This window comes from Microcoleus sp. LAD1_D5 (genome assembly GCF_036702115.1).
Lineage (GTDB): Bacteria > Cyanobacteriota > Cyanobacteriia > Cyanobacteriales > Microcoleaceae > Microcoleus.
Genome location: NZ_JAUBSA010000002.1, coordinates 144,495 through 165,694 on the forward strand (window position 1 = coordinate 144,495; position 21,200 = coordinate 165,694).

The 21,200-nt window shown below is 46.2% G+C and carries 21 protein-coding genes; 6 read left to right on the forward strand and 15 right to left on the reverse strand.

Annotated features, from left to right (window positions below):
* Nucleotides 1-49 precede the first annotated feature (49 nt).
* From QUA70_RS01675 to QUA70_RS01700, 6 genes are all read right to left on the reverse strand, one after another.
* A complete protein-coding gene (locus QUA70_RS01675; RefSeq protein ID WP_333344859.1) occupies nucleotides 50-331 on the reverse strand; it encodes a hypothetical protein in 282 nt (93 codons plus the stop codon).
* Complete coding sequence (locus QUA70_RS01680) at nucleotides 319-501, reverse strand: hypothetical protein (protein WP_333153339.1); 183 nt, start codon at nucleotides 499-501, stop codon at nucleotides 319-321. The genes QUA70_RS01675 and QUA70_RS01680 overlap by 13 nt, the downstream gene beginning before the upstream one ends.
* Before the next feature lie 55 nt (nucleotides 502-556).
* Nucleotides 557-1,108, reverse strand: a complete 552-nt coding sequence (locus QUA70_RS01685) for a hypothetical protein (protein WP_333344861.1) — start codon at nucleotides 1,106-1,108, stop codon at nucleotides 557-559.
* A 93-nt stretch (nucleotides 1,109-1,201) separates the two neighbouring features.
* The gene (locus tag QUA70_RS01690) at nucleotides 1,202-5,968 is read right to left on the reverse strand and encodes a phosphorylase family protein (RefSeq protein ID WP_333344863.1); all 4,767 of its coding nucleotides are present in this window, start codon (nucleotides 5,966-5,968) and stop codon (nucleotides 1,202-1,204) included.
* A 135-nt stretch (nucleotides 5,969-6,103) separates the two neighbouring features.
* Entirely contained in the window at nucleotides 6,104-6,520 is a 417-nt protein-coding gene (locus tag QUA70_RS01695; protein WP_333344865.1) for an NUDIX hydrolase, read from the reverse strand.
* Nucleotides 6,521-6,808: 288 nt separating this feature from the next.
* A complete protein-coding gene (locus QUA70_RS01700) occupies nucleotides 6,809-9,439 on the reverse strand; it encodes a M1 family metallopeptidase (protein WP_333344867.1) in 2,631 nt (876 codons plus the stop codon).
* Between the two features lie 224 nt (nucleotides 9,440-9,663).
* On the opposite strand from QUA70_RS01700, the gene QUA70_RS01705 reads away from it, so the two are divergent.
* The gene (locus QUA70_RS01705; RefSeq protein WP_333344868.1) at nucleotides 9,664-10,746 is read left to right on the forward strand and encodes a class I fructose-bisphosphate aldolase; all 1,083 of its coding nucleotides are present in this window, start codon (nucleotides 9,664-9,666) and stop codon (nucleotides 10,744-10,746) included.
* 192 nt (nucleotides 10,747-10,938) lie between these two features.
* A complete protein-coding gene (gene cas6 / locus QUA70_RS01710) occupies nucleotides 10,939-11,820 on the forward strand; it encodes a CRISPR-associated endoribonuclease Cas6 (protein WP_333330847.1) in 882 nt (293 codons plus the stop codon).
* Here cas6 and QUA70_RS01715 read toward each other — a convergent pair whose 3' ends face one another.
* Nucleotides 11,821-12,147 carry an antibiotic biosynthesis monooxygenase gene (locus QUA70_RS01715; protein WP_333330851.1) on the reverse strand — a complete coding sequence of 109 codons (327 nt, stop codon included), beginning with the start codon at nucleotides 12,145-12,147 and terminating at the stop codon, nucleotides 11,821-11,823. It lies immediately after the preceding gene.
* Nucleotides 12,148-12,575: 428 nt separating this feature from the next.
* Here QUA70_RS01715 and QUA70_RS01720 point away from each other — a divergent pair, with 428 nt between their 5' ends.
* Together QUA70_RS01720 and QUA70_RS01725 are read left to right on the forward strand one after the other, a co-directional pair.
* Complete coding sequence (locus tag QUA70_RS01720) at nucleotides 12,576-13,043, forward strand: response regulator (RefSeq protein ID WP_333330854.1); 468 nt, start codon at nucleotides 12,576-12,578, stop codon at nucleotides 13,041-13,043.
* Nucleotides 13,044-13,293: 250 nt separating this feature from the next.
* Nucleotides 13,294-13,587: a DUF2103 domain-containing protein gene (locus QUA70_RS01725; RefSeq protein ID WP_190732612.1), complete on the forward strand. Its 294-nt coding sequence runs from the start codon at nucleotides 13,294-13,296 to the stop codon at nucleotides 13,585-13,587.
* On the opposite strand, the gene QUA70_RS01730 is transcribed toward QUA70_RS01725, so the two are convergent.
* Nucleotides 13,576-14,202 (reverse strand): HEAT repeat domain-containing protein, encoded by a 627-nt coding sequence (locus tag QUA70_RS01730; RefSeq protein WP_333330857.1) that lies wholly within the window; start codon nucleotides 14,200-14,202, stop codon nucleotides 13,576-13,578. The genes QUA70_RS01725 and QUA70_RS01730 overlap by 12 nt on opposite strands.
* A gap of 70 nt (nucleotides 14,203-14,272) precedes the next feature.
* Nucleotides 14,273-14,995: a LuxR C-terminal-related transcriptional regulator gene (locus QUA70_RS01735; RefSeq protein ID WP_333344870.1), complete on the reverse strand. Its 723-nt coding sequence runs from the start codon at nucleotides 14,993-14,995 to the stop codon at nucleotides 14,273-14,275.
* A gap of 92 nt (nucleotides 14,996-15,087) precedes the next feature.
* On the opposite strand from QUA70_RS01735, the gene QUA70_RS01740 reads away from it, so the two are divergent.
* A complete protein-coding gene (locus QUA70_RS01740; RefSeq protein ID WP_333330861.1) occupies nucleotides 15,088-15,792 on the forward strand; it encodes a DJ-1/PfpI family protein in 705 nt (234 codons plus the stop codon).
* A gap of 21 nt (nucleotides 15,793-15,813) precedes the next feature.
* Here QUA70_RS01740 and QUA70_RS01745 read toward each other — a convergent pair whose 3' ends face one another.
* The 6 genes from QUA70_RS01745 to QUA70_RS01770 form a co-directional block, all read right to left on the reverse strand.
* Entirely contained in the window at nucleotides 15,814-16,647 is an 834-nt protein-coding gene (locus QUA70_RS01745; RefSeq protein ID WP_333330864.1) for a HEAT repeat domain-containing protein, read from the reverse strand.
* A gap of 242 nt (nucleotides 16,648-16,889) precedes the next feature.
* On the reverse strand, nucleotides 16,890-17,186 hold the full coding sequence (locus QUA70_RS01750; RefSeq protein WP_333044054.1) for a phycobilisome linker polypeptide: 297 nt from the start codon (nucleotides 17,184-17,186) through the stop codon (nucleotides 16,890-16,892).
* A gap of 115 nt (nucleotides 17,187-17,301) precedes the next feature.
* Nucleotides 17,302-18,171, reverse strand: a complete 870-nt coding sequence (locus QUA70_RS01755) for a phycobilisome linker polypeptide (protein ID WP_333330868.1) — start codon at nucleotides 18,169-18,171, stop codon at nucleotides 17,302-17,304.
* A gap of 217 nt (nucleotides 18,172-18,388) precedes the next feature.
* Entirely contained in the window at nucleotides 18,389-19,204 is an 816-nt protein-coding gene (locus QUA70_RS01760) for a phycobilisome linker polypeptide (protein ID WP_333330871.1), read from the reverse strand.
* 150 nt (nucleotides 19,205-19,354) lie between these two features.
* On the reverse strand, nucleotides 19,355-19,843 hold the full coding sequence (gene cpcA / locus QUA70_RS01765; protein WP_172185445.1) for a phycocyanin subunit alpha: 489 nt from the start codon (nucleotides 19,841-19,843) through the stop codon (nucleotides 19,355-19,357).
* A gap of 102 nt (nucleotides 19,844-19,945) precedes the next feature.
* A complete protein-coding gene (locus QUA70_RS01770) occupies nucleotides 19,946-20,464 on the reverse strand; it encodes a phycocyanin subunit beta (RefSeq protein WP_333037001.1) in 519 nt (172 codons plus the stop codon).
* Nucleotides 20,465-20,857: 393 nt separating this feature from the next.
* On the opposite strand from QUA70_RS01770, the gene QUA70_RS01775 reads away from it, so the two are divergent.
* Nucleotides 20,858-21,196: a hypothetical protein gene (locus QUA70_RS01775; protein ID WP_333330875.1), complete on the forward strand. Its 339-nt coding sequence runs from the start codon at nucleotides 20,858-20,860 to the stop codon at nucleotides 21,194-21,196.
* The last annotated feature ends 4 nt before the right edge of the window (nucleotides 21,197-21,200 follow it).

Below are 21,200 nucleotides of genomic sequence, written 5' to 3' on the forward strand. Positions count from 1 at the left end.
TTTTCACTCTTGAGATTATTTTGTCAATAAGCCGAAAATTTTTTGAATTCTATGATCGCGCGAAAACAGACCACTGTAAAGGTTCAGGGGCGCTTGTCGCCCCCTGAAGTTTGGCACACTCAATGGCAAGTACGGCGGCGCTGCGATGCAGTATAGAACGAGTAGGCTCAAAATCCCATTCGTTTGCTACTAAATCTGCTGCCGCCCGTTCTTTCGCAAAGGCGGCTCTGGTGAGTGCAGTCACTTGGTCGATATCACCGCACTGACGGGCGAGAACTGCTCGATCGACCAGTTCCATTGCTTCATGGTGAAGGGCTTCTACGGTCTGCATTTTTTGACGATCCGTGCTTTGGGAGTACCGAACTCAATTACAGATACATAGCCAGGAGCTACGTCATCTGAAGGGCGGATTTGTTCTAATTTAATGTTAACTCTGGCTTGAATAATGCTGTCAGAACCTTTACGAATCCCGGAGACTTCTAAGCGGGCTTTACAAGGCATCTGGACTTTTTGCTGCAATTTCTCTGGGATTTGCAGCCATCGCCAGTCAATGGATTTATCGCCCCTTTGCCAAGTCAGCGTAGACGATGATTTCCCAACCCAAGATCAGCAGGAGGAGTAGCTCAACTCCACCCAAAATATTGATAGCTAAAGGTGTGCCAGGTACTAAGACCCAGAAGGAAATCAGGGTAATGATTCCTGACACGACGAAGGTAATTTCATCAACAATAAGTTGCTCGATTTTGCGGCGCGATCGGTGGCGATCGCTGCGGTGGGCAATTTCCCAACCAAATAGAGATTCTACGTCTGGGTGTCCGGTCTTTTCTTTCACCTTTTCGACCAAGGTAAGCCGAATGTAGCGCCCGATCGCACTTATCTTTTCATCGTTTACTAGGTAAGTCCAGCCGAGAATCAAGGAAGCCCAGGGGAGGATTAGAAAGGCGTAGTAGTTGGCGGAGTTGGAAGCTGCAAAGGACACGATTGTACCGAACAAACCCAAGGTGACGTAGAGGAGGTTGTCTCGGAAACCAATCCGCTGGGTTTGCTCGGCTTTGAGTTTGTCGTATTCTAGCAACCAGATTTTCAGGATGGGGTCTTCTTCAGTCATTTTGTTCTTGGAGTGGGTTTTACTGTCATTGTCCCTGATTTCACCTATTCTGGAGGTCTGAGTGAGGAGAAATGCTTTTGTGGTCAATCGCATTCAATGATGGTCGGTGCGGCGGCTACGCAACCTTCTTCTGGGAGCGATGTATAAACCAAATCGATTCGGTTTTCGGTCGAGTGTTTCCAATGCAGAGCGAGTTTCTCTGAGATTTAAGGCAAGTAGATCCTCGAATATCTGTAAACCCATGTCGCGATATAGGGGCTGACGATGTAGTTGAATGGCAATTGTCGTTAAACTTTCTGCGATGAATGCTGTTGCTGGTGCTGGATTGGTGAGGTCTGCAAAAATGCTAATCAAACTCTGACAAACTTTAACCACAATCTCAGGATTGTTGTCCACTAAATTCTTTGTTTCAATAATTTCAGTCAGATCGTTGGCCGCTGCCAAAAGTGCGCCCCGGTTCTTGCAGATTGCTTCAACGATCTTCAACATTCCAGGATTCAGTTGAAAGCGATCGCGACTCCAGCGGAAAACGCTTGCTACAGCGTGCTGGATAGATTCGCTAGAAGAAGAAGCAAGGGTATAGAGAATCTCTGCTGCGATCGCCCGACATCTTTGTTGAACCCATAGATGACTTGCTGCGTGAGCGAGTCCGCAAAGAATTGCTTCATTGTCTTGAGTGGCAAGGTGATGGCGAATCCTCTCAACTGACCATTCATCCTGATATTGAAAGTATTGAATTAGTAGCAATTCACCATAGGCTTGTTGAGAAAAGTTGGAGTTATTAGCCCGAAGCATTTCCAGCCAACTCTGTACAGTTTCTTTGGGTTCAAACCATCCAACTGTGTGTGCAATGAAATAGAGTGCAAATTGATATTGCAAAACCTCTGGGTAGTTGTGGATAACAGTGTCAAACAATTCTGTAGCTTGTGCGCGATCGCCATTCAACAAGGGCTGCATTTGCCTTAATATATAAACCCATACTGCTGGGTGAGGTTCTACACCCAATTGCGAGCGGATAAATTTTTCCCAACCTTCTAAATTTGGGGGATTTTGCCTGAGATACCCTTCGGCGATCGCTCGTACAATATTGCCTCGACCACCGGGTAAGATATGAGAGCCTCCCAAGCCGAATAGGATGGGTGATTTTAAATCGGAGTGACGCTCATCTTTGCTCTGGTAATACTCCAATTCTGGTTTGGTATGCGTAGGTAGCCAACTTTCTAGAAGGGCTAGGACTGGTAATGGCAATCCTTGATTGGGCTCGGCGATTTTTTCCAGCGCACCGGCAGCATAATCACGAAAATATTCCGAACTAAAGCCGCGTTGATTAAGTTCTTCGACAATTTGAATCAATTTGCTAGCTGGAAACTCTATTTCGGAAAGATTAACTATGGCATTTCCCGCATAACTTTCATGGCGCTGTGGCTGAAGTTGAGGCAAAATCCGCAGACAGCGATCGGGATCGTTCTTGACAAGCTTACCAAATTCAGATGATTGTTCAATGGCACCTCCACCCCTTGAGATATCTTTGGCCCATACCGACAGGGAACGATCCCACCTAGTTTGGTCGGATAATTCATCAAACAGATTCAGTAATTCCGAATCGCTGGCACGGCTCATTTCCTCTTTAGTCATGCGTGGTCCGACAATTTGAGCTGCGGTCACAGTGGGGTATCGATCTTCTGCAACTTCCGAAGGAAAAGCACGAATTTCTTCATCTCTGAGCCTCTTGCCTGCCGGACTCAAGCATTCATCAGGAAATGCAAGTAAGAGTTGAAGCCGATATATACGGTTGTATTGCAAAAGATCGAATCGATCGTCAGGTTCATAGTTCTCCCAGGGATGGCAGTAATCAAATTGATGAATGGCATTTTCGATTTTTTCTCTGTCATCAGGTGATAAGTGTGGACAAATAGAAGAAATAAGGCGTTTTGTATCACAGTGATTTCCGTTTATGCTATCTCCCAGACATAAACGTCTTCCATCGCTAACCAAATAATTCAATATAAATTGTGGTTCTTGACTGGCTATCTTTTCCAATCCACGAGCAAGCAATCTATGAACTAGAATTAAATCTGATTGCAAATTTTGAGTTACAAACGTCAAAAAAGCTTGTCTATCTTGCCGAGCTAATTCTAAAATAGCTGACAGCAGTGCATCAATTATTTTTCCTGACTCGATATCTGGCTCTCGATCTAGGCTGACTAAAAAATCTTCACGATAGCTTGGGCTATTAAGGTTGAACTCTCTTGAAATCCGATCGACCAAATTCGTGAACCACCACCAGATTGATTCTAGAAAAGCTTTTGGATTTGCTTGAGCAAATTTCTCCAATTCATAGAAATCTCTTTCGCTTTTTAGTAAATGCTCCAGAGGCCTTCTTGGGTCATACTTGTATTCATGAGCATAACGTTGTACTTCATCAGCATCAGGCGGTAATTCAGGTGGAGAGATTTGGCTCTCAGAGATCGCCTGTGCCAACCGCTGCTCCAAATGGGCGTGAATAACCCTTGCAGCATGGCTGGGTAGAGTCTCAGCAATTCTTTCAGTGATCGCAGCCACATTATTCCAATCAATTTTTGAACGTTGTATAACCTGTTGCGTCAACCAAACCCTTTCGGGAGTCCACTGACCAATATTGAATAGCACTCGAATGCTTAAAAAGTCATAGGTTCGATCGTTCAACCAATATTCCTCTAACAAACTCCAGACATCTTCGGCGGCGAAACTTGCTGCTGCCGTCAGGAGGGGACAACAGTAAACTGCTTGCTCTACTGGTTTCTCTAACCACTGTAGGAATTCGGGGCGATCGCGCAACGTTCTAAACCAACCTGGACTTCCCATCATTGAGTCTAAAACCTTGATTGCCTCTTCTGAATTCAGCAAGGGAACGAGCAGCCTTGCCTCAGTGGGATTGGGATTAGACTGTGCCCCGACAAACTCGATCACCAAGGTACGAATATGCGATCTAACTTGTTGTTTGAAGGTGTTGAGTAAAGCTTGTATTTCTCCTTGGTACTTCTGGCAGGCTGTGCCACGCAAATAGTTGAGGTTCCTCAGCAAAATAGGTCGAATGAAAAGACCATCCTGGCGCTCCAATACGAAGTCAGCAAGCGATTTGGAGTCACGGGCAAAAGAACGAGCCAGTGTATGGTCGTATAAAGTTTGATGGCAGAAACCAAGCGTTGAGTTGTCCTGGTTAGTAATCAAAATTCCCGATTGCTCCAGACTACGACAGATTTCAGGACTCTCATCAGCAATTGTGGCCGACAGCCACAGGACTTCTTTCTCAGTCATGCGTTCAGCCAGTTTCGTCAGAAAAGCAATAGATTGTGCGGCTTCAGGCTCCTCAAGAATACGTTTTTTCCACAACTGATCCAGCAAATTTGGAAAGGATTCAAAAACTTGACCCGGTTTAGCGATTTCCAGAAAGATTTTCAAATGAAATGGATTTCGCAGCAGTTCCCGCAATGGTTCTCCCATACTGTGCGGATTGTGCTTCTCTTTTTCCAAAATTGGAGATATCTGTTCCCATGTTGGTAACTGAAGATCTAACCGTGGAAAACAATCCAGACGAGCAAATTGAGTGCCGTGACGAAACTCGAATTCGCGGCAAGTCGCCACAATGTGAACATTTTTAGTTTCAGATAGGGATTGGATGAATGACAGCAACATATTCAATCGTCCGGGCTGACGATCGAGCAATTCTGAGACAGCATCGAGTTGGTCTATCAAGAGAATAACTTTCTCTGTATTGGCGATCGCTTTAACCGCTTCTTTTGGATGCCTGCTTATCTGAATATCCTGCTGTAAATCTTCAATTGTGTTAACTGTATTGCTGAGATAGTCAGCTTTAATTGCCAGCAGCACATATTTTGCTTCTACCGCCGAATGTCCCAGAGTTGCCATTAGCGCCGATTTTCCACAGCCAGGCTCACCCAGAACAATGGTGCTAGAAAAAGTTTCTGTTTCAATGCGATCGATCAGTTGCTCTAATTCAGGACGAGTAATCTGTTGGTTGTCGCCGAGCGTCCGCTTCGACTTCAACAAGCCTTTTGAAGCATTCAGGAACTCTTCCTTCAAACTGCTTTGACTGATAGTAATGGTGTTAGACGGTTTACCTGTTGATTGAAACTTGGCCAGCAGCTCAAATGCGAAAGCACTAGCGTGACGGGCAGCAATTTCTTGATAGCCTGTCTTATCCACCTTAGCCTTGTTATCAATCAAATCAGAAATTCCTCGAATAACCATCGCAGACACCTGCTGATTGGCACGCGCTGTATCCAGGAAACCAAATCCTTCCATTTCAACAGCAACGGCATCCCCATAGTTCGATCGCAAAAATTGAAAAACCTCCGATTTCGTGGAGGAAATTACCTTCTCACCCGCTGCGATCGGCGCAACAAAAACGCGAGGGATTGGTTCAGTTACAGACAGTCTTTTTAACCAGTCATTTCTCCTGGCTTCCGCTCTGGCTCGATGCTCCAGGCTATAGGCAGACAAGCCGATTTCAGGTCTAGGCTTGAAGGTGTGTTCTGCTTTGCCTGACTCATACCCATAGACTTTAGTAGAAGCGACGACATCACCAAGAGCTACATCTTTAATTCCCCCAGCCACTCCAACAAAGAGAATAACATCAGGATTGAAATGGGCGATCGCTCTTTCTGCCTCCATTGCTGAACGGGGATTGCGGGCTCCTATTTCGACGATACCCACATCCCACACAGTATTAGGCTCGCTGAACTTCCCCCGCTCATAAATCGTCCCCTGCGGATGAATCTCTTCTTGAAGATCGGACAGATGGGAACGAACGGCAAGGTACTCAACCGAGAGAGCAGTCAGAATAACAGCACAGGGCATAAGGATTTATATAGAGAAGCTTTTTGTCTATTATGACAATTTTTTTGGTACTTGGGGATTAAAGATGTCATTTCGATTTGCGATCGACCAATTAGATTCCCGACTTCTTGAAGAAGTCGGAAATCTGGGTATTATTCACCAGAACCGATTCGGCAAATCCGCAAAAATGAGTTTGAGTTCCGGTTCATTAACCCGCTTAATTGCTTTAGGAATACTTACCCACTGCCGCTTTCTCCTGCCAGCTTCCGGCCAAATTTCTAGAACTGCTTGCACTTGCATTAAAAATACTTCTACCTGACAAGTATAGCCGGACTTTTGATACTCGTAAGTTCCCAGCAAATCCGGGAACACTTTACCCAACAAACCTGCTTCTTCCCAAGCTTCCTTGGCAGCGGAATCTTGGGGAGTCATGTCAGGTTCAATTAATCCTTTGGGAATAACCCAGCGCTTGCTAGCCGAAGAAGTAATCAGCATTACTTCAATTTTTCCGTCTTGAATGCGATAGGGAATTACCCCCGATTGCTCAACCAGTAAAGCGATTTTTATACTCATGATTTCTGCAATATTTGTGGCTACAAAAGCTGCTGTAACCTCATGAACGGTTTACAACTAAAAAATAAAAACAGCATCCTGATTCTCGACACTTCCCAAGTTGAGACAGCAATAAAGTGGAGAATAAACATATTTGGCTTTTCCTGTCTGTCGAAAATAGGAAATTCCCATGCACTCCCACTGAACAATAATATTATTATAATAACCGCGCGAAATCCTCTACCGACAAGCAGATAAAAGCCGATCGCCAATATCTGCCTTTATCTGCGCCGGTATGGGGTTTTACACCTAATCTTTCTTCGCCTTAGCCTCCAAATTTTCCATCCGACTCCTCAAATCTTGATTCTCCTTTTTCACCTGGTCTAATTCCTCCCGCAACTGCTTTACCGCTGCATCAGAACCAGCATTTTTCTGCACTCTTTGCACAGCTTCATCAGCCATGCGGCGAACGCGACCATCGGGAGTTTGGTCAGCTAAAGAACGCAAAATGCGAATTGCTTTGCGAGTTTGCATTTGTCCTAATCCCGCTACTACAGAGACTTGAGTCAAGAAAAACGTCTCTTTAGATAATTCTGCCAATCGCTGCAAAATCCGTTCTAAATTGACCTTCGTTTGACCAGTCGAAATTGTGCCCAACGATCGAATTGCAGCTAAGCGCAAAGCTTGCGGAGTACCGACGGCTGTGTATTTCAAAATTAAATTCAGCGCATCTTCAGAAGTTTTCATTTGCGCCAAACCGGAGATCGCACCCGATCGCACTACCTCATTCCAGCCCTGACGCTCTTTCAGCACCAATTTTAACTCTTTCAGTACCTGTTCGTCGCTCGGTTTTTCGTCGGGGTTAGCCCCTGCAATGGAGCCCATAGCTGTCGCTGCTGCTGCTTCTACATAATAGCTGTCGTCGCCTTTTTCGACGATCGATCTCAGCGCTTTATAAGTTTCGTGAGTTTGGATTTTACCCAGCGCATTCACCACAGCGCGACGAACACGAGCATCTTTATCTTTTAAACCACTTACTAAACCTTCAAAAACTTGGTCGAGTTTAATTTCAACTAACTGACCGGCAACTTCGGCCCGTACTGCCCAGAACGGCTCTTTCTTGAGAACTTCTGACAGCGTTTTCACAGCTTCCAGTCCTCCCTTTTTCGCCAAAGCTTGGGCAGCGTAAATCCGGGAAACCGGGTCTGGATCGAATTGCAACTGAGCTTTTAGTTCTGCAACTCCATACTCTAACGCAACAGTTTTTAAGTATTTATTGCCGACATCAAAACTGATAAATGCAGGCTTCTCTTCGAGAGGAAAATAGAAGCTTTGCTCGCGTTCGTACACTCGCACTGTGAAAGTTTTTAGGTTCGGGGTTGAACGTGCAGAACTTTCATCGTCTGCCTCTTTTTCCGGCTTGTAACCGAAGCCGATCGGAATTTTCAGATCGAATACATCTTTGCTGTTGCCGTTGTCATTTTTGCTATCTTTTACCTGAGTTTGTGTTACAGTAACTTTTGCTAATTTGTTATCTCCGTCCCAAGAATAAGCAACCTTATAATCGGGATGGCCGCCGCGATAAACGTACTGGTCAAACAAAAACATGAGATTGCGACCGGTAGCCTTTTCTATCGCCCTGAGCAAATCGATGGTTTCTACAGTTTTGTGAGCGTTATCCCGCACAAAAGTGTGAATTGCTTTGTAAAATAATTCGTCGCCCAACTCGGCGCGAATCATGTGATAGACGCAAGCACCTTTTTCGTACAAGTGGCGATCGTACAATTCAATGGCTTCGCGGTAAACGTGAGTAACAATGGGGCGACGGTAGCGGGAACTATCTTCAGCTAAATAATTGCGGGCTTCATTTAACATATAGTAAGCCGCGTCTTCTTTGCCGTATTCTTTGTCAGTCCACAGCACCTCGGAATAAGAAGCCATGCCTTCTTTTAGCCAAGCATGAGACCAATGTTTAATTACTACTAAATCCCCGAACCACTGGTGAGCCAATTCGTGGGCAACTAAGCTTTCAGTGCCTCGATTGTCGAGGGTGGCGCGTTCGTCTAACAAGCACCTATCTGTCAGCAAAGTTGTCGAAGTATTTTCCATACCGCCGAAGATGAAATCATCGACGCAGACTTGAGCGTATTTGGGAAAAGGGTAAGGATAGCCAAATGCTTCAGAGAAGAATTGAATCATTTGAGGCGTTTTGCCCATGCTGCGCTTAGCGTCTGCTTCGCGGCTTCTTTCCACGTAATAATTAACTGGTTTGCCGTTCCATTCGTCTTTAATTTCGGCAAAATCTCCGACTGCTAAGGTCATTAAGTACGTCGGGTGTACCTGGGTTTGGGACCAGTGATAAATTTTATCGTCGCCTTCGTTTTTTGTACTAATTAATTCGCCGTTGGAAATAGCAAATAGTTGTCTCGGAACTTGCACTCGAATTTCCGAAGTAGCGAGTTGTCCAGGATAGTCGAAACAGGGAAACCAGAAGCGGGAATCTTCGTCTTCGCCTTGAGTCCAAACTTGTGTTGGTTTGTCTGGATAGTGTTTGTCCGGGCCGACGAAATAGAGGCCGCGCTGGGGTTTTTCGACCGAGTATTCGATCGCAATTGTAATTGGTTGGTAAGCTTCTGTTAATTCGTGTAGTTGAATTTGCAGCACTTCGCCATCGCTGTCGAAATTTTGCTCAATTTCGCCGACTTTTACTGATTTGATATTCAGGTTGACAGCATCTAAGGTTAATTTGTCAATACCGCTGCGGACTGGATTGATGCGGATGCTACAAGTGCCACGAAAGCTTTGTTTGGGAATATTCAGCACTAAGTCGAGGAAAATGTGCTCTACTTGACCAGGGCGATCGGGGTTGTAGTGGGGCCTGGCACCGGGCATCTCGAAGGATTTGTGACCGTTTTCAGAATCAAAGTAAGTGTGTGACATTGTGATGGCAAAGTTGTGAGTCGATCGGCGATCGCTGGCAGCGCAGATCCGGCTGAACTGCCAGCTTATTATAGAGTAGCGCGTCCTAGTTGCTGTTGTCGCTAACTTCTTAAAAACTGGGTCGAGCGTTGACGGGATGGAAAAAATGATTTTTTCGCTACAATATCAGCAAGGTTAATGTCTGCAATCATCAGCCTGCAATTGAAATTGAGAGGGAAATCTGTATGACAGCTACACTATCAGTTCCCAGTTCGATCGAATCTTGGCTTGGCGACGAAGCCAAAGACTTGCTCACCCATCAAGCAAAAGTTTCTAAAGATTTGTTGCACCTGCCGGGGCCGGATTGGGTCGATCGCATTTTTGCTCAAACCGATCGATCTCCCCAAGTTTTGCGATCGCTTCAGCAACTCTATTCTAGCGGACGCTTGGCGAATACTGGCTATTTATCCATCCTGCCAGTAGACCAAGGAATCGAACACTCAGCGGCCGCTTCTTTTGCACCAAATCCCATCTATTTTGACAGCGAAAACATCATCAAACTAGCAATCTCTGCTGGCTGCAATGCTGTCGCGACAACCCTGGGAGTTTTGGGAAGCGTATCTCGCAAATACGCGCATAAAATCCCTTTTATTGTCAAGCTCAATCACAACGAGTTGCTAACTTATCCCAATCAATTCGACCAAATAATGTTTGCTTCAGTGGAGCAAGCTTGGAATTTGGGAGCGGTTGCAGTCGGAGCAACAATTTATTTTGGTTCTCCCGAATCGACGCGACAAATCCAAGAAGTCAGTCAGGCTTTTGCCCACGCTCACGAATACGGAATGGCGACAATTTTGTGGTGCTATCTCCGCAACGATATCTTTAAACAAGACAAAGATTATCACGTTGCAGCCGATTTAACCGGGCAAGCAAATCACTTGGGAGTGACAATTCAAGCTGACATTATTAAGCAGAAGTTGCCCGAGTGCAATAACGGTTACGAAGCTGTGGCTAAAGCTAGTGGCCACAGTTACGGCAAAACAGACAAGCGCGTTTATTCGGATTTGACAACGGATCACCCGATCGATCTAACTCGCTATCAAGTGCTCAACTCTTATGCGGGAAGGATGGGTTTAATCAACTCCGGCGGTGCTTCCGGGAAAAGCGATTTTGCAGAAGCAATTCGCACGGCGGTAATCAACAAGCGCGCTGGCGGCTGCGGCTTAATTTCCGGACGCAAAACTTTTCAACGTCCCTTTGAAGAAGGTGTAAAATTGTTCCACGCCATCCAAGACGTTTATTTGTCGCCCGAAATCTCGATCGCCTAAAAATTTACCGCAGAGAGATTTGCCTCAATATCACAACCTAAACGTAGGTGTAGACGACCCACAAATGGTCGTAAACGTAGGGTGCACACTGTGCACCTTACGTAATTAAAATTCCTTAATCTAAGTTGCAACTTAGCTATACTATTAATAGTAGCTGAAAATATATAGAGACACAGTATATATAATTTTAAAATGCCCCACAGCCTTGTTTTAAACCTGCGACCAGTTGCACCAATTCCATCCCAGTTTTTAACGGGACGGCACCTCCACGCCTTATTTTTGAACCTTGTGAGTGCTGTAGACAGCGATTTGAGCGCGTACCTGCACGACCAATCTCATGAAAAAGCTTTCACTTTAAGCCCTTTTCAAGTAAGCAGAAAAGAGGCTTACAAAAGCAGCACGCCCCAGCCACAAAAGAGAGTTTTGCCTCCGGCTTCCCGCACAATTTCGCAGGCTGTACAGTGGGAACACAAGCAAGCAATTCAGGAAAATACGCCGATTTGGTGGCGAATTTCTCTGCTGGATGACGGTTTGTTCGATCGCCTAACTCAACTTTGGCAGCAACTTAATTTCGAGATCCCTTGTCATCTCGGCCCGACAAATATATACATTACTAATATTTTGAGCGAACCGCAATCAGACCAGCCTTGGGTAAACTTTTGTACTTACGGCGAATTGTTTGAGAGAGCTTCGGAAACTGAGCGCCAAATTGCTTTTACTTTTTACACTCCTACTAATTTTCGGCAAGGTGTATATGATAGTGCTATGCCCACTCGTGAAAGTATTTTCGGCAGTTTAGCGAATCGCTGGAACAAGTACAGCAGCCTTGCGATCGAATCTACTTTCACAGAAGCTATTTTCCCGAGTTTCTTCGAGATCCGAACCGAAGTTAGTACGGATTCTCGCAGTAAATTTATTGGCTGCGTCGGCGATATTAGTTACCGAATTATGGGAGATATAGCTCCTGCTACTATCAAGCAAATTAACACTTTAGCAGATTTTGCGCTTTACAGCGGAGTCGGGCGAAAGACGCCGATGGGTATGGGAATGACGCGCCGATTGCAGGTTTTTTAATTATTCAGTTGTCGGCTGAATTTCACTGACAATTTCATACACATCAGTGTCTGGTATTTTCGCAAACAAAGGCGTCATCTGCTTCAATATTTCCTGATAAGCTTCGTTTTGATTGGCTGCCATATCTTCTACGCTTTCCCAAAAAATGATGGCAATACCTTTGTCTGTATTGGGCAATTGCAGCAGGTATGCTCCCTTAAAACCTGTGGCATAAGTTGCAACGGCTTTTTCAAAAAGCTGTTCTGCAGCTTCAAATTTTCCTGGTTTAAATTCGCCAATGGCAACGTAGGCAAACTGATGTCTGAGAAAGTCGAGAAATTCTGACATATCTTTTTCCTCACTTAATAGCGCTACACCAAGTTATATTTTACCCGATCGCCCGAAATTTGTGAACTTCACAGCTTGGAGTTTCGCGCTTAGCTCATCGGCGGATTTATTAATTACACGTAACTGCGATCGCCACTCAAATACAAACTTTTTGAGTCAGGCGGCTGGAATCTCTCTTAAATAAACTGTTGAATCCCGGATTTTAGACGTTCACAATCCTAGGTACGCCGGAGCGACTTCTACCGCTACTACAGAAGGTAAAGCTGCTGATAACTCAAGTCTTGTGTGTAACTTCGAGCATACACAAAGCCGTAAAAAGTTGCCATTCAAAAGCGGTTTTTTGCAATAACCCTATTGAATTATTTAAAAATAACCTGTAACAATAATAACAGAGCAATAAAAATAAAGTAAAGAGCTACCTCAAACAAATGAAAAAAATATTAGTAATTGAAGACGATCACTTAATCAGAGAAACGGTATTAGAACTTCTGGAATCGCGCGGTTTTGAAGCTGTCGGTGCCGAAAATGGAAAAGTTGGTATCGAGTTAGCTGCCCAAATTCCCGATTTAATTTTGTCTGATGTCATGATGCCCGAACTCGACGGTTTTGAAGTATTCGCAGCCGTGCGATCGCACCCTGCAACCGCCAGCATTCCGTTTATTTTTATGACAGCCTCCGAAATGGAAAAAGCCCTGGAACTTAAAGCAGACGGCTATCTCAAGAAACCTTGCAGTGTCGCAGCAATGATCGGGGCGATCGCAACTCAACTAGAAAAATCGATAGTTACCAACCCACAACATCAAAAAGTACAGGACAATTCTGCGCCATCAAATCTTAGCTTGCGCGCCAGGAATCAAAAATGTCGGTTTGAGATTGCCTCGGTTTGCTGGCAATGACCTTCATCATCCAGGATACAAGCCCCCGGATTCATCCGTCCAGAAATAAAAAACTTGTATCCGATGAAACTTGCCCCCCGAATTTATCCGTGGGGTCAATGCTTCAATTCTTTAATCTAAAATCTAAAATCGCGCAATCGATTGACACGCACAGTACAGTAACGTTATTGATACATAAGTTGAGGGAATTTCAAATTGGTTCCATCCAGGGGTGGCTTAGACTGGGTATGTTGAATTTGGTTAAATATTTATGAACGCACAACCCAAAGGCCGCCTAGTTTGGAATCACTCTACCCACCTTCCCGGTTTGATACCAATTTTAGAGCGCCTCACCCTAAAAATCGGCATTCAAACTGTCACTCCGGGCGTCATCAACAAAGTTAAAGGACACATCCCCCGCATGACATTAAGAGTGTCAGTACCCATCCGCGGGGGATTTAAAATCATCGCCAGACAGGGCAAAACCGTACAAGAAGTCTTTATATTAACCACTCTCAGTCAAGGGGACTTGGAAGAGACGATCGCCCAAACCCTAGCCAAGTAACAATTTTTCCTTAGCAAGCAAAGCCCGGGCCCTAACCGAAGTAGTTTCATCGGTTTGGGTGATTTCCTCAAGTCTGGCCGAAACTTCGGCTAACCAATCAGGTTTAACAGTCGCAGCACCCGCCAAAGCTTGCAAACCCCCCGCTGCTGCGTAGCGAACCACCCATTCTGGATCACGGGACGCTTGCAGTAGCGTTTTCACAGCGCGAAGTTGAGCATCGGCAATTTGTTGTGCCGGCATCAGTTCCCAGCAAATCGTCCCCAAACCCCTAGCGGCCGCCCGCCGCACGCTCAAAGCAAAGTCATTCGCTGCTGCATCAAGCAAAATCTCCAAACCCCTGGGATCGCCAATTCCCGCCAAAGCCCGAACAGCCCAAGCTCTCGCCCCGTAATTGTAGCCGTCAAGCTGTTCTAGAAGCGGCAGCACCGCAGGTTCTCCGAGTTGAATTAGCCCGTCCACGGCGGCAACAGCGGCGCCTGGGTTGTTGTAACCGAGCACTGTAATTAAGGTAGGAATTGCTTGTTTTGAGGAAGCTGCCGCCAGTGCTTTGACTGCGTTTAACAAGCCCTCGGAAGAATCTGCTTGTTCGACAGCCTGAATTAGTTCTAATGCCATTTACTTATAGTATTTACAACAGGTTTACAAACAATTTGAGATTTTAGATTGCTAATTTTAACAATATTTCCTATGAACCTAAAATCCCTTGAAGTTGCGCTATCATCTCGGTGCGAGAACAAACATTCAGTTTGCGGAACATCCGTTTAAGAGCTTGCTTGACAGAATTCTGCGTAATCCACAGCGCTGCACCAATCTCAGCATTCGTTAGTCCTTGTGCTACCAGTTCCGCAATTTGTACCTCTCGCGGTGTCAAACGACTCGCTAACGGCGAAATGAATCTTGCCTCCGGCACCTGTAACTTTCCCAGACGGGCTGACAAGTGAAGACATAGCGCGCTCAAGCGAGCAACTTCCTCACCACCAAATGCAGGTGTATCACCAACGCGGGCTAAATTAACTGTACCAATAAGACGGCCGTCGCCTACAATTGGCCCAGTTATTATGTGTTCGTGATCGTAGTAGGCGCAACAGCGCTGATAAAGTTCGCAATGCTTCCAACCTCCCAGAGGTAGCACCATTTCTTCGTGAGCGGGAGCATGGCAGTCAAGCACGTAGCGCAACACCGGATCGACGGCTCGACCAACTTTTTCGTAGCGCTCTACAAAAGCACTAACATTGGGTATCCCGCGAACATCAATCTCGGCAATGCCGGAGTGTTCGCCAAAGAAATAGATTCCCCAGCGCTGTACTCCAAAATGCTCGCCAACTGCATCCATAAACCGCAGTCGAAGTTCGCGCTCGTCGCGAGCAGAGGCGATCGCGTCAAATAGGGCATAAAGAGAATTAGTCATTGATGGGTTCAAAGTGTACTCACTTGGGGACTATGCCATTTTGAGATTACTTCCTACCATAATCTCTAGCAAAGGTTCCAATAATTTGAAAAATGACAACTCAAGCAAAATATTACATTGGTCTGGTGATTTTTCCTGGCATGACTCAACTCGATATGACTGGCCCTTACCAAGTATTTTCCATGATGCCTGACACTCGTGTTCTGCTGTTGTGGAAGACTCTCGAACCAGTGACGAGTAGCGAGGGGATGACGATTTTACCTACCGCCACCTTCAATGACTGTCCGTCTTTAGATGTTTTGTGCGTTCCCGGTGGCGCGATCGGGCAGGTGGAAATGATGCAGGATGCGGAGGTACTGGAATTTCTGCGCCAACAGGGAAAAACAGCAAAATATATCACCTCGGTTTGTACGGGTTCTTTGATTTTAGCTGCTGCTGGACTCCTTCAAGGATACCGCGCTGCTTGCCATTGGGCATTTCGCGACCATTTAGCAATGCTGGGTGTTGAAGTTGGGACTCAAAGAGTGGTTGTCGATCGAAATCGCATCACAGGCGGTGGCGTAACTGCTGGTATCGATTTTGGATTGGTGGTTGTTGGCACACTCTGCGGCGAGGAAACTGCCAAAATGATTCAGTTACTTCTAGAGTATAATCCCGCACCACCTTTTAATGCTGGTTCTCCCGAAAGTGCTGGAGAGATTTTAGTTGAGCAAGTGAAGAAATTTGGCGAACAGCTAATAGAGGCATCCCTCGCAGCAACGAAGCAAACAGCGCTCGGATTGGGTATTAATCATTAAGTTAATAGTTACCTGCGCTATTTACAAAAGGCTATCCATTAAGTTCATAACTTGGATAGATTCATCTGATAAAGATAGTGATTCTTGTTGATTGAGGTGATGCTCCAAAACTCCTTTGAGCGCAATCAATTTCAGGCTATTTTCTGCTAAAGTTTCAGAAATAGCTTGTGCTCCCGGCAAATAGCCGATCGCCCCCAAGTCCATCAAAGCCGATCGCCTCAACTGCAAATTATCCCCATTCAAAGCTCTTACCAACCGCTCTCCGTAAATCCGCTCACCAGTTAACTGATACATCGCCCGCGCCGCAGCGTACTGCACTCGCTCCACAGAATGTTCTAAAAAAGGTGAAATTAGCGGTATTGCTTCTGTCGCTTTCAGCGTTCCCAAAGCTTCAATTACCGAGTCGTAAGGTTGCACGAGGTGCGATTTTCCGGGCACTCGCACAGCCACAGCTACGCCCCCATCCAATAGCTTCATTAGCGGCTCAATAGAATCGCGATCACCCAGCATTTCTAGAGCTTGAGCCGCCGCTTCTCGCACGTAATAATCCGCGCATTCCAAACAGCGAATCAGCGCTGGTAAGGCTTGTTTGTCGCCCAATTTACCTAGAGCCCGCGCCGCATTTCGTAATAGGGAATAGTCGCCGATTTTTGTTTGTTCTGACTCTTCTTCCAATGCGGCAATTAAAGCTGCAATAGCTGCCGGTTCCTTGACTCGAAATCTACCAATCCACCAAGCAGCATAATATCGGAGACTGTCATCTTGGGAGTGCAAATTTGCGATCGCCTGTTCAACTGTTAAAGACTCGCCCTCAGCTACACCCGCCGGCGGTGAGTCGGATTCGTAATAATCCATAGTTATTAGTTATTAGTTATTAGTTATTCGGCGATTGAAATCGCTGCTACACAGACAAAACCCCCCTGGGCGGGTTGGGGAAACTCGGCGATTAAAATCGCTACTAACTAAACAGACAAAACCCGCTTGCGCGGGTTGCATTAACTCTTAGTCCGCCTAGGCGGACTTCATTTGTGTAGGAGCGATTTCCATCGCCCCTTCTAGCTTGTGTAGGAGCGATTTTCATCGCCCCTTCAACCAAACTATTGGTGCTCACCCGATGATTCATGGGATGATTCATGGGATGACTCATGGGATGATTCTGCACCCGCGCTTAAAGGATGAATGCTGACAATTTTCCCGCCCATGCGAGTAATCCGCTGCATTTCTTGATTCATCCGATTGTAAGGCACGTTGATAAATGTACTCGCGCTCGATCGAATCGAATAATCCACATTATTTGTTTCATCGCTTTGGCGCAAGCCCACAACTTCATACCGAAAGCAGCGACCAGCCGAAGCTGTATTGCCACTTTTTCCACCTACAATTTGACCCAACATAAGCTTCTTGGTAATTGGTAATTCGGACTGTTGACTGTTGACTGTTGACTGTTGACTGTTGACTGTTGACTAAAAGCTACTAACTGCCAACTGCCAACTGCCAACTGCCAACTGACTAAATTGCAGTAATGCTGGCGATTTTGCCGCCCAGGCGTTGAAATTTCTGGATTTGCGACGACAAATCCTCAACAGGTACGATGAAAGCCTTGCTGCTGCGGCGCACGCTGGGATAGCCGCCCGTGCGAATGCCCGAAACTTCCACGCGCAACAGCCGCCCTTCTTTGCCGTAAGCTGCCGCGCCGCCGAAAGTGCTGCTGGGAGTTACGTTTCTGGCAGAAGGCCGATATGCCCAACCTTCGTTACCGCCGGAGGGACCGACTACAGGCGTAGCGGTGTTAGTGCCGAGTTCGACCGCTAAGCGAGAGTTATTGCCTTCTAGTTGAGATGTATCGCTGTTTGCATAGCCCCGATAGAGGCGAAACATCCGGGTAAAACCGACGGTTTTTTGACCGCGCTGGGTGTTAAAGCCGCGGTAGTAAGGCACGATACTTTCGCCGAAGTTTTCTTGATACTCTACTGAATCGATGTAAGAATCAATATCAGCGTCGTAGCCTTGTGTTTGATACAAATCTAAGTGCTCAACTACTTCAGATTCGTCGTAGGGAGCGCGACCGAGCAAGTGTTTGTAGTTTAGTTCGATCGTCCGAGTTTGGAAACTGTTGTAGAAAAACTTGGTTTTGTACAGTTCTGACTTAGCTACAGCGCGTACAAATTCTCGTACAGTCAAACTGCCATCTCGCAGCAAAGACTCGGAACTTGTAAGTCGCTCGGATTTCATTAAATAGTCGTTGCCCAGCACCTGACGGTAAACCGCACGAATCACAGTTTCAACGTCGTCTTTGCTGTAGTTCGGGCGCAATTCTACCTTCGGCGCATCGCTCAATGCGGAAGTTCCCAGTCTGGACGCTGCTGTCGTAATCGCCACCAGATTTTCTCCTAAATTAATGACAAAAGTTTAATGCTTTGTTGCACTTGAGATTTTTAGGACTAAGGCTAATATTTCTCAAACTAGGGTGCGCTGGGCGCGCCTGCTCAAAGTAGGGTGTGCACTGCACACCTTACCTATACACATAAAATTGAAGAATTTTTTAGCCTTAGTCCTAACTTGCTAAAGACGTTTCAAAAAAACGTCTTTACAAACTTTAAGCTGTGGTAATACTTACCACTTTGCCGCCACGTTTGTTGATTTGCTGCAAGCGGCTCGAAAGTTGCTCGTAAGGCACGAGATATTCGGTAGTAGTCCGCCGCACTTGAGGCGAAAACTTAGCCGAACCTTGCATTGCGGTGACTCGGTAGAGTTGGTCGCGAGAACCGCCGGAAGTCCCACCAAGGGCTTTTCCGGTGGAGGCCGTGTGTATCGGGGAAGCCATATTTCTCGCTACTTCCCAAGTCAGCCGGGCTTGGGTTTGGTTTTGCGATCGATCGCTAGAAGCAAAACCCCGGTACAATTGAAACATCCGGTTAAAACCGACCGTTTTTTGACCTCTTTGGGTCGCGAAACCGCGATAGAAAGGCACTATACTGTCGCCAAAATTTTCTTCATACTCAACTGAGTCAATGTAAGAATTGATTTCAGCTTCGTAGCCTTCTGCATTGTACAAATCAACGTGGAAAGCAATTTCCGACTCGTCGTAAGGAGCGCGGCCCAACAAATGCTTGTAATTAAGCTCAATTAACCGTGTTTGCGAGTTCGGATAAAAAAACTTTTTCCGATAAGTTTCGGAATGTGCAATTGACCGCACAAAATCTTTCACTGAAATCTGCCCTTGCAGCAGCAGAGATTCAGCACTGGTAAGTCGTTCGCTCGACATTAAATACTCGTTGCCGAAAACTTGGCTGTAAGCGGCACGAATTACTGCTTTCGCATCGTCTTGCGTCCAGTGGGGACGCAGTTCTACCCGTCCCGCTTCTTCAAATGCTTTTATTCCCAACCGTTCTGCTGCACCTAATCCCGCCATCTTCGCTTCTCCCTTTTTTGCTTTAAAAACTGATAACTGCTTAAAAAAAAGTATTTGCAAAACTAGGCTTTGATCGCAGATGCCCGGAATTCTAAACAACCGCTAACAATCAAGCTAACAGTAGCTTACAATTCCGGGCATCACGCAAATCTAGCTCAGAGCGTTGATTGCGTAGTCGATGTAGGAAGTCGCTTCAGTTGCAGCGTCGCCACTCAGACCGTGGTTGGCTTTGATGTACTTGAGAGCTTCAACGTACCAGCTAGGAGACAATTCAAATGTCCGGTTGATTTCGTCAACACCTGCAATCAGGTACTCGTCCATCGGACCGGTGCCGCCTGCAACTAAGCAGTAGGTGACCATGCGGAGGTAGTAGCCGATGTCGCGAGCGCACTTAGCTTTACCTGTTGGGGTAGAAGCGTAGTTCGGGCCTTGCATTTGTTGGGTGTACGGGAATTTGTTGTACACAGCTTGAGCTGCACCGTCGATCAAGCGCTGAGAGTTGGCGGTCAACGCTTTGGCTGCTTCCAAACCTGCTGCTGCTTGGCGGAAACGGCCGAAGGCTACTTGCAGTTCAGTGCTGCTCAGGAAACGGCCTTGAGAATCGGCTGCTGTTACTGCTTCAGTCAAAGGGGTTTTCATTGTTCTGGTTTCTCCCTAATGTTGTGTTGTTTTTGTACAAAAATGATTGTTTGCAAAAATGCGATGCTCGCTTCTTTACAAGAAATGTTCGCTTGGCTATTTTTAGCCGACTGCATTAGCTGCGCGGTCGAAGTAGCTGCCGATTTCAGACATCAGCGAGCTGCAATCACCACGGGTAACACCGTTGGGGTCGTTAGCGATCGCGATTGCTGCTTCCTTCATTTTTTGCACGCCGGCTGCAACTGAGCCACCGGGAACTCCCAGAGCTTGGTATGTTTCACGCAGACCGTTCAAGCAGCGGTCGTCCAAAACGCTGGCGTCGCCTGCAAATGTTGCATAGGTGACGTAGCGCAAGATGATTTCCATATCGCGCAAGCAAGCTGCCATGCGGCGGTTGGTGTAAGCATTGCCACCAGGAGCGATCAGTTGTGGCTGTTCAGCGAACAGGGTGCGAGCTGCATTGGCTACGATGCTGGATGCGTTGCCGGTGATGCGGTTTACTGCGTCAATCCGCTTGTTGGCGTCGGAAACCATGCTGCTGAGAGCATCGAGTTGGCCCTGAGCTAGAAATTCGCCCCGAGCGTCAGATTGGGAAACCACTTTTGTAAATGCGTCAAACATGAAAGAACTCTCCTATTTGAGTTAATTGAGTTTGGTTGCGGTATAAAACCGTTAAGTTAAATTTGTTCAGGCTACGAGAGCCTGCAAGGGTTGAAATTTGATGCCAGCTAATCTGCTGCTTCGATCGATCTCTCCCTTTCCGCTACCTGCACTATTGTTACATTGCAACGGAGGTTTAAGAAACCTTAGAAAATTTTACACCTTTTATGAGATGCGACAAACCTTGTCAATCAGTGTTTTTGTTAACTTTGGCCTGTCGTTTCAACCCTCTGATAACTTTATACAATGCTCGCCCGCGTTTGTTTATTACAAATTATTACAGGAACTTATCTCTCTTAGAAGGTAAATTCTGGTTGGGCGAGTGGGGGCAAATCTCATTCCTGCGGTAGATGCGTGAATGCAGCTGGAAACTCCAAGTCGGGTTCTGTAACCGTGCTGTGGCGGTGGAACCGCCCCAAACCATCAAGTCGGGCATCGCCTCTGTTGGCTTTCCTACGGAAAACCGAATTGTTAAGAAGAGTTAAGGAAATTAACGTTTGGCTAAAACAAGGCACGGGAATAGGGAAAAAACCAAAAATTCTGCCCCAGCCAGGATGCAGGCAGAATTCGGTAGGTAAAATCCAATCTTATTGTGACCCCGATCGCCACAGCTACAACTTTTGCCCGAAATATCACCATTTAAAGACTAAACTCAGCCGTTGGGCCTTGGGTAAAAGCCGAAGAAATTGCTAATTTT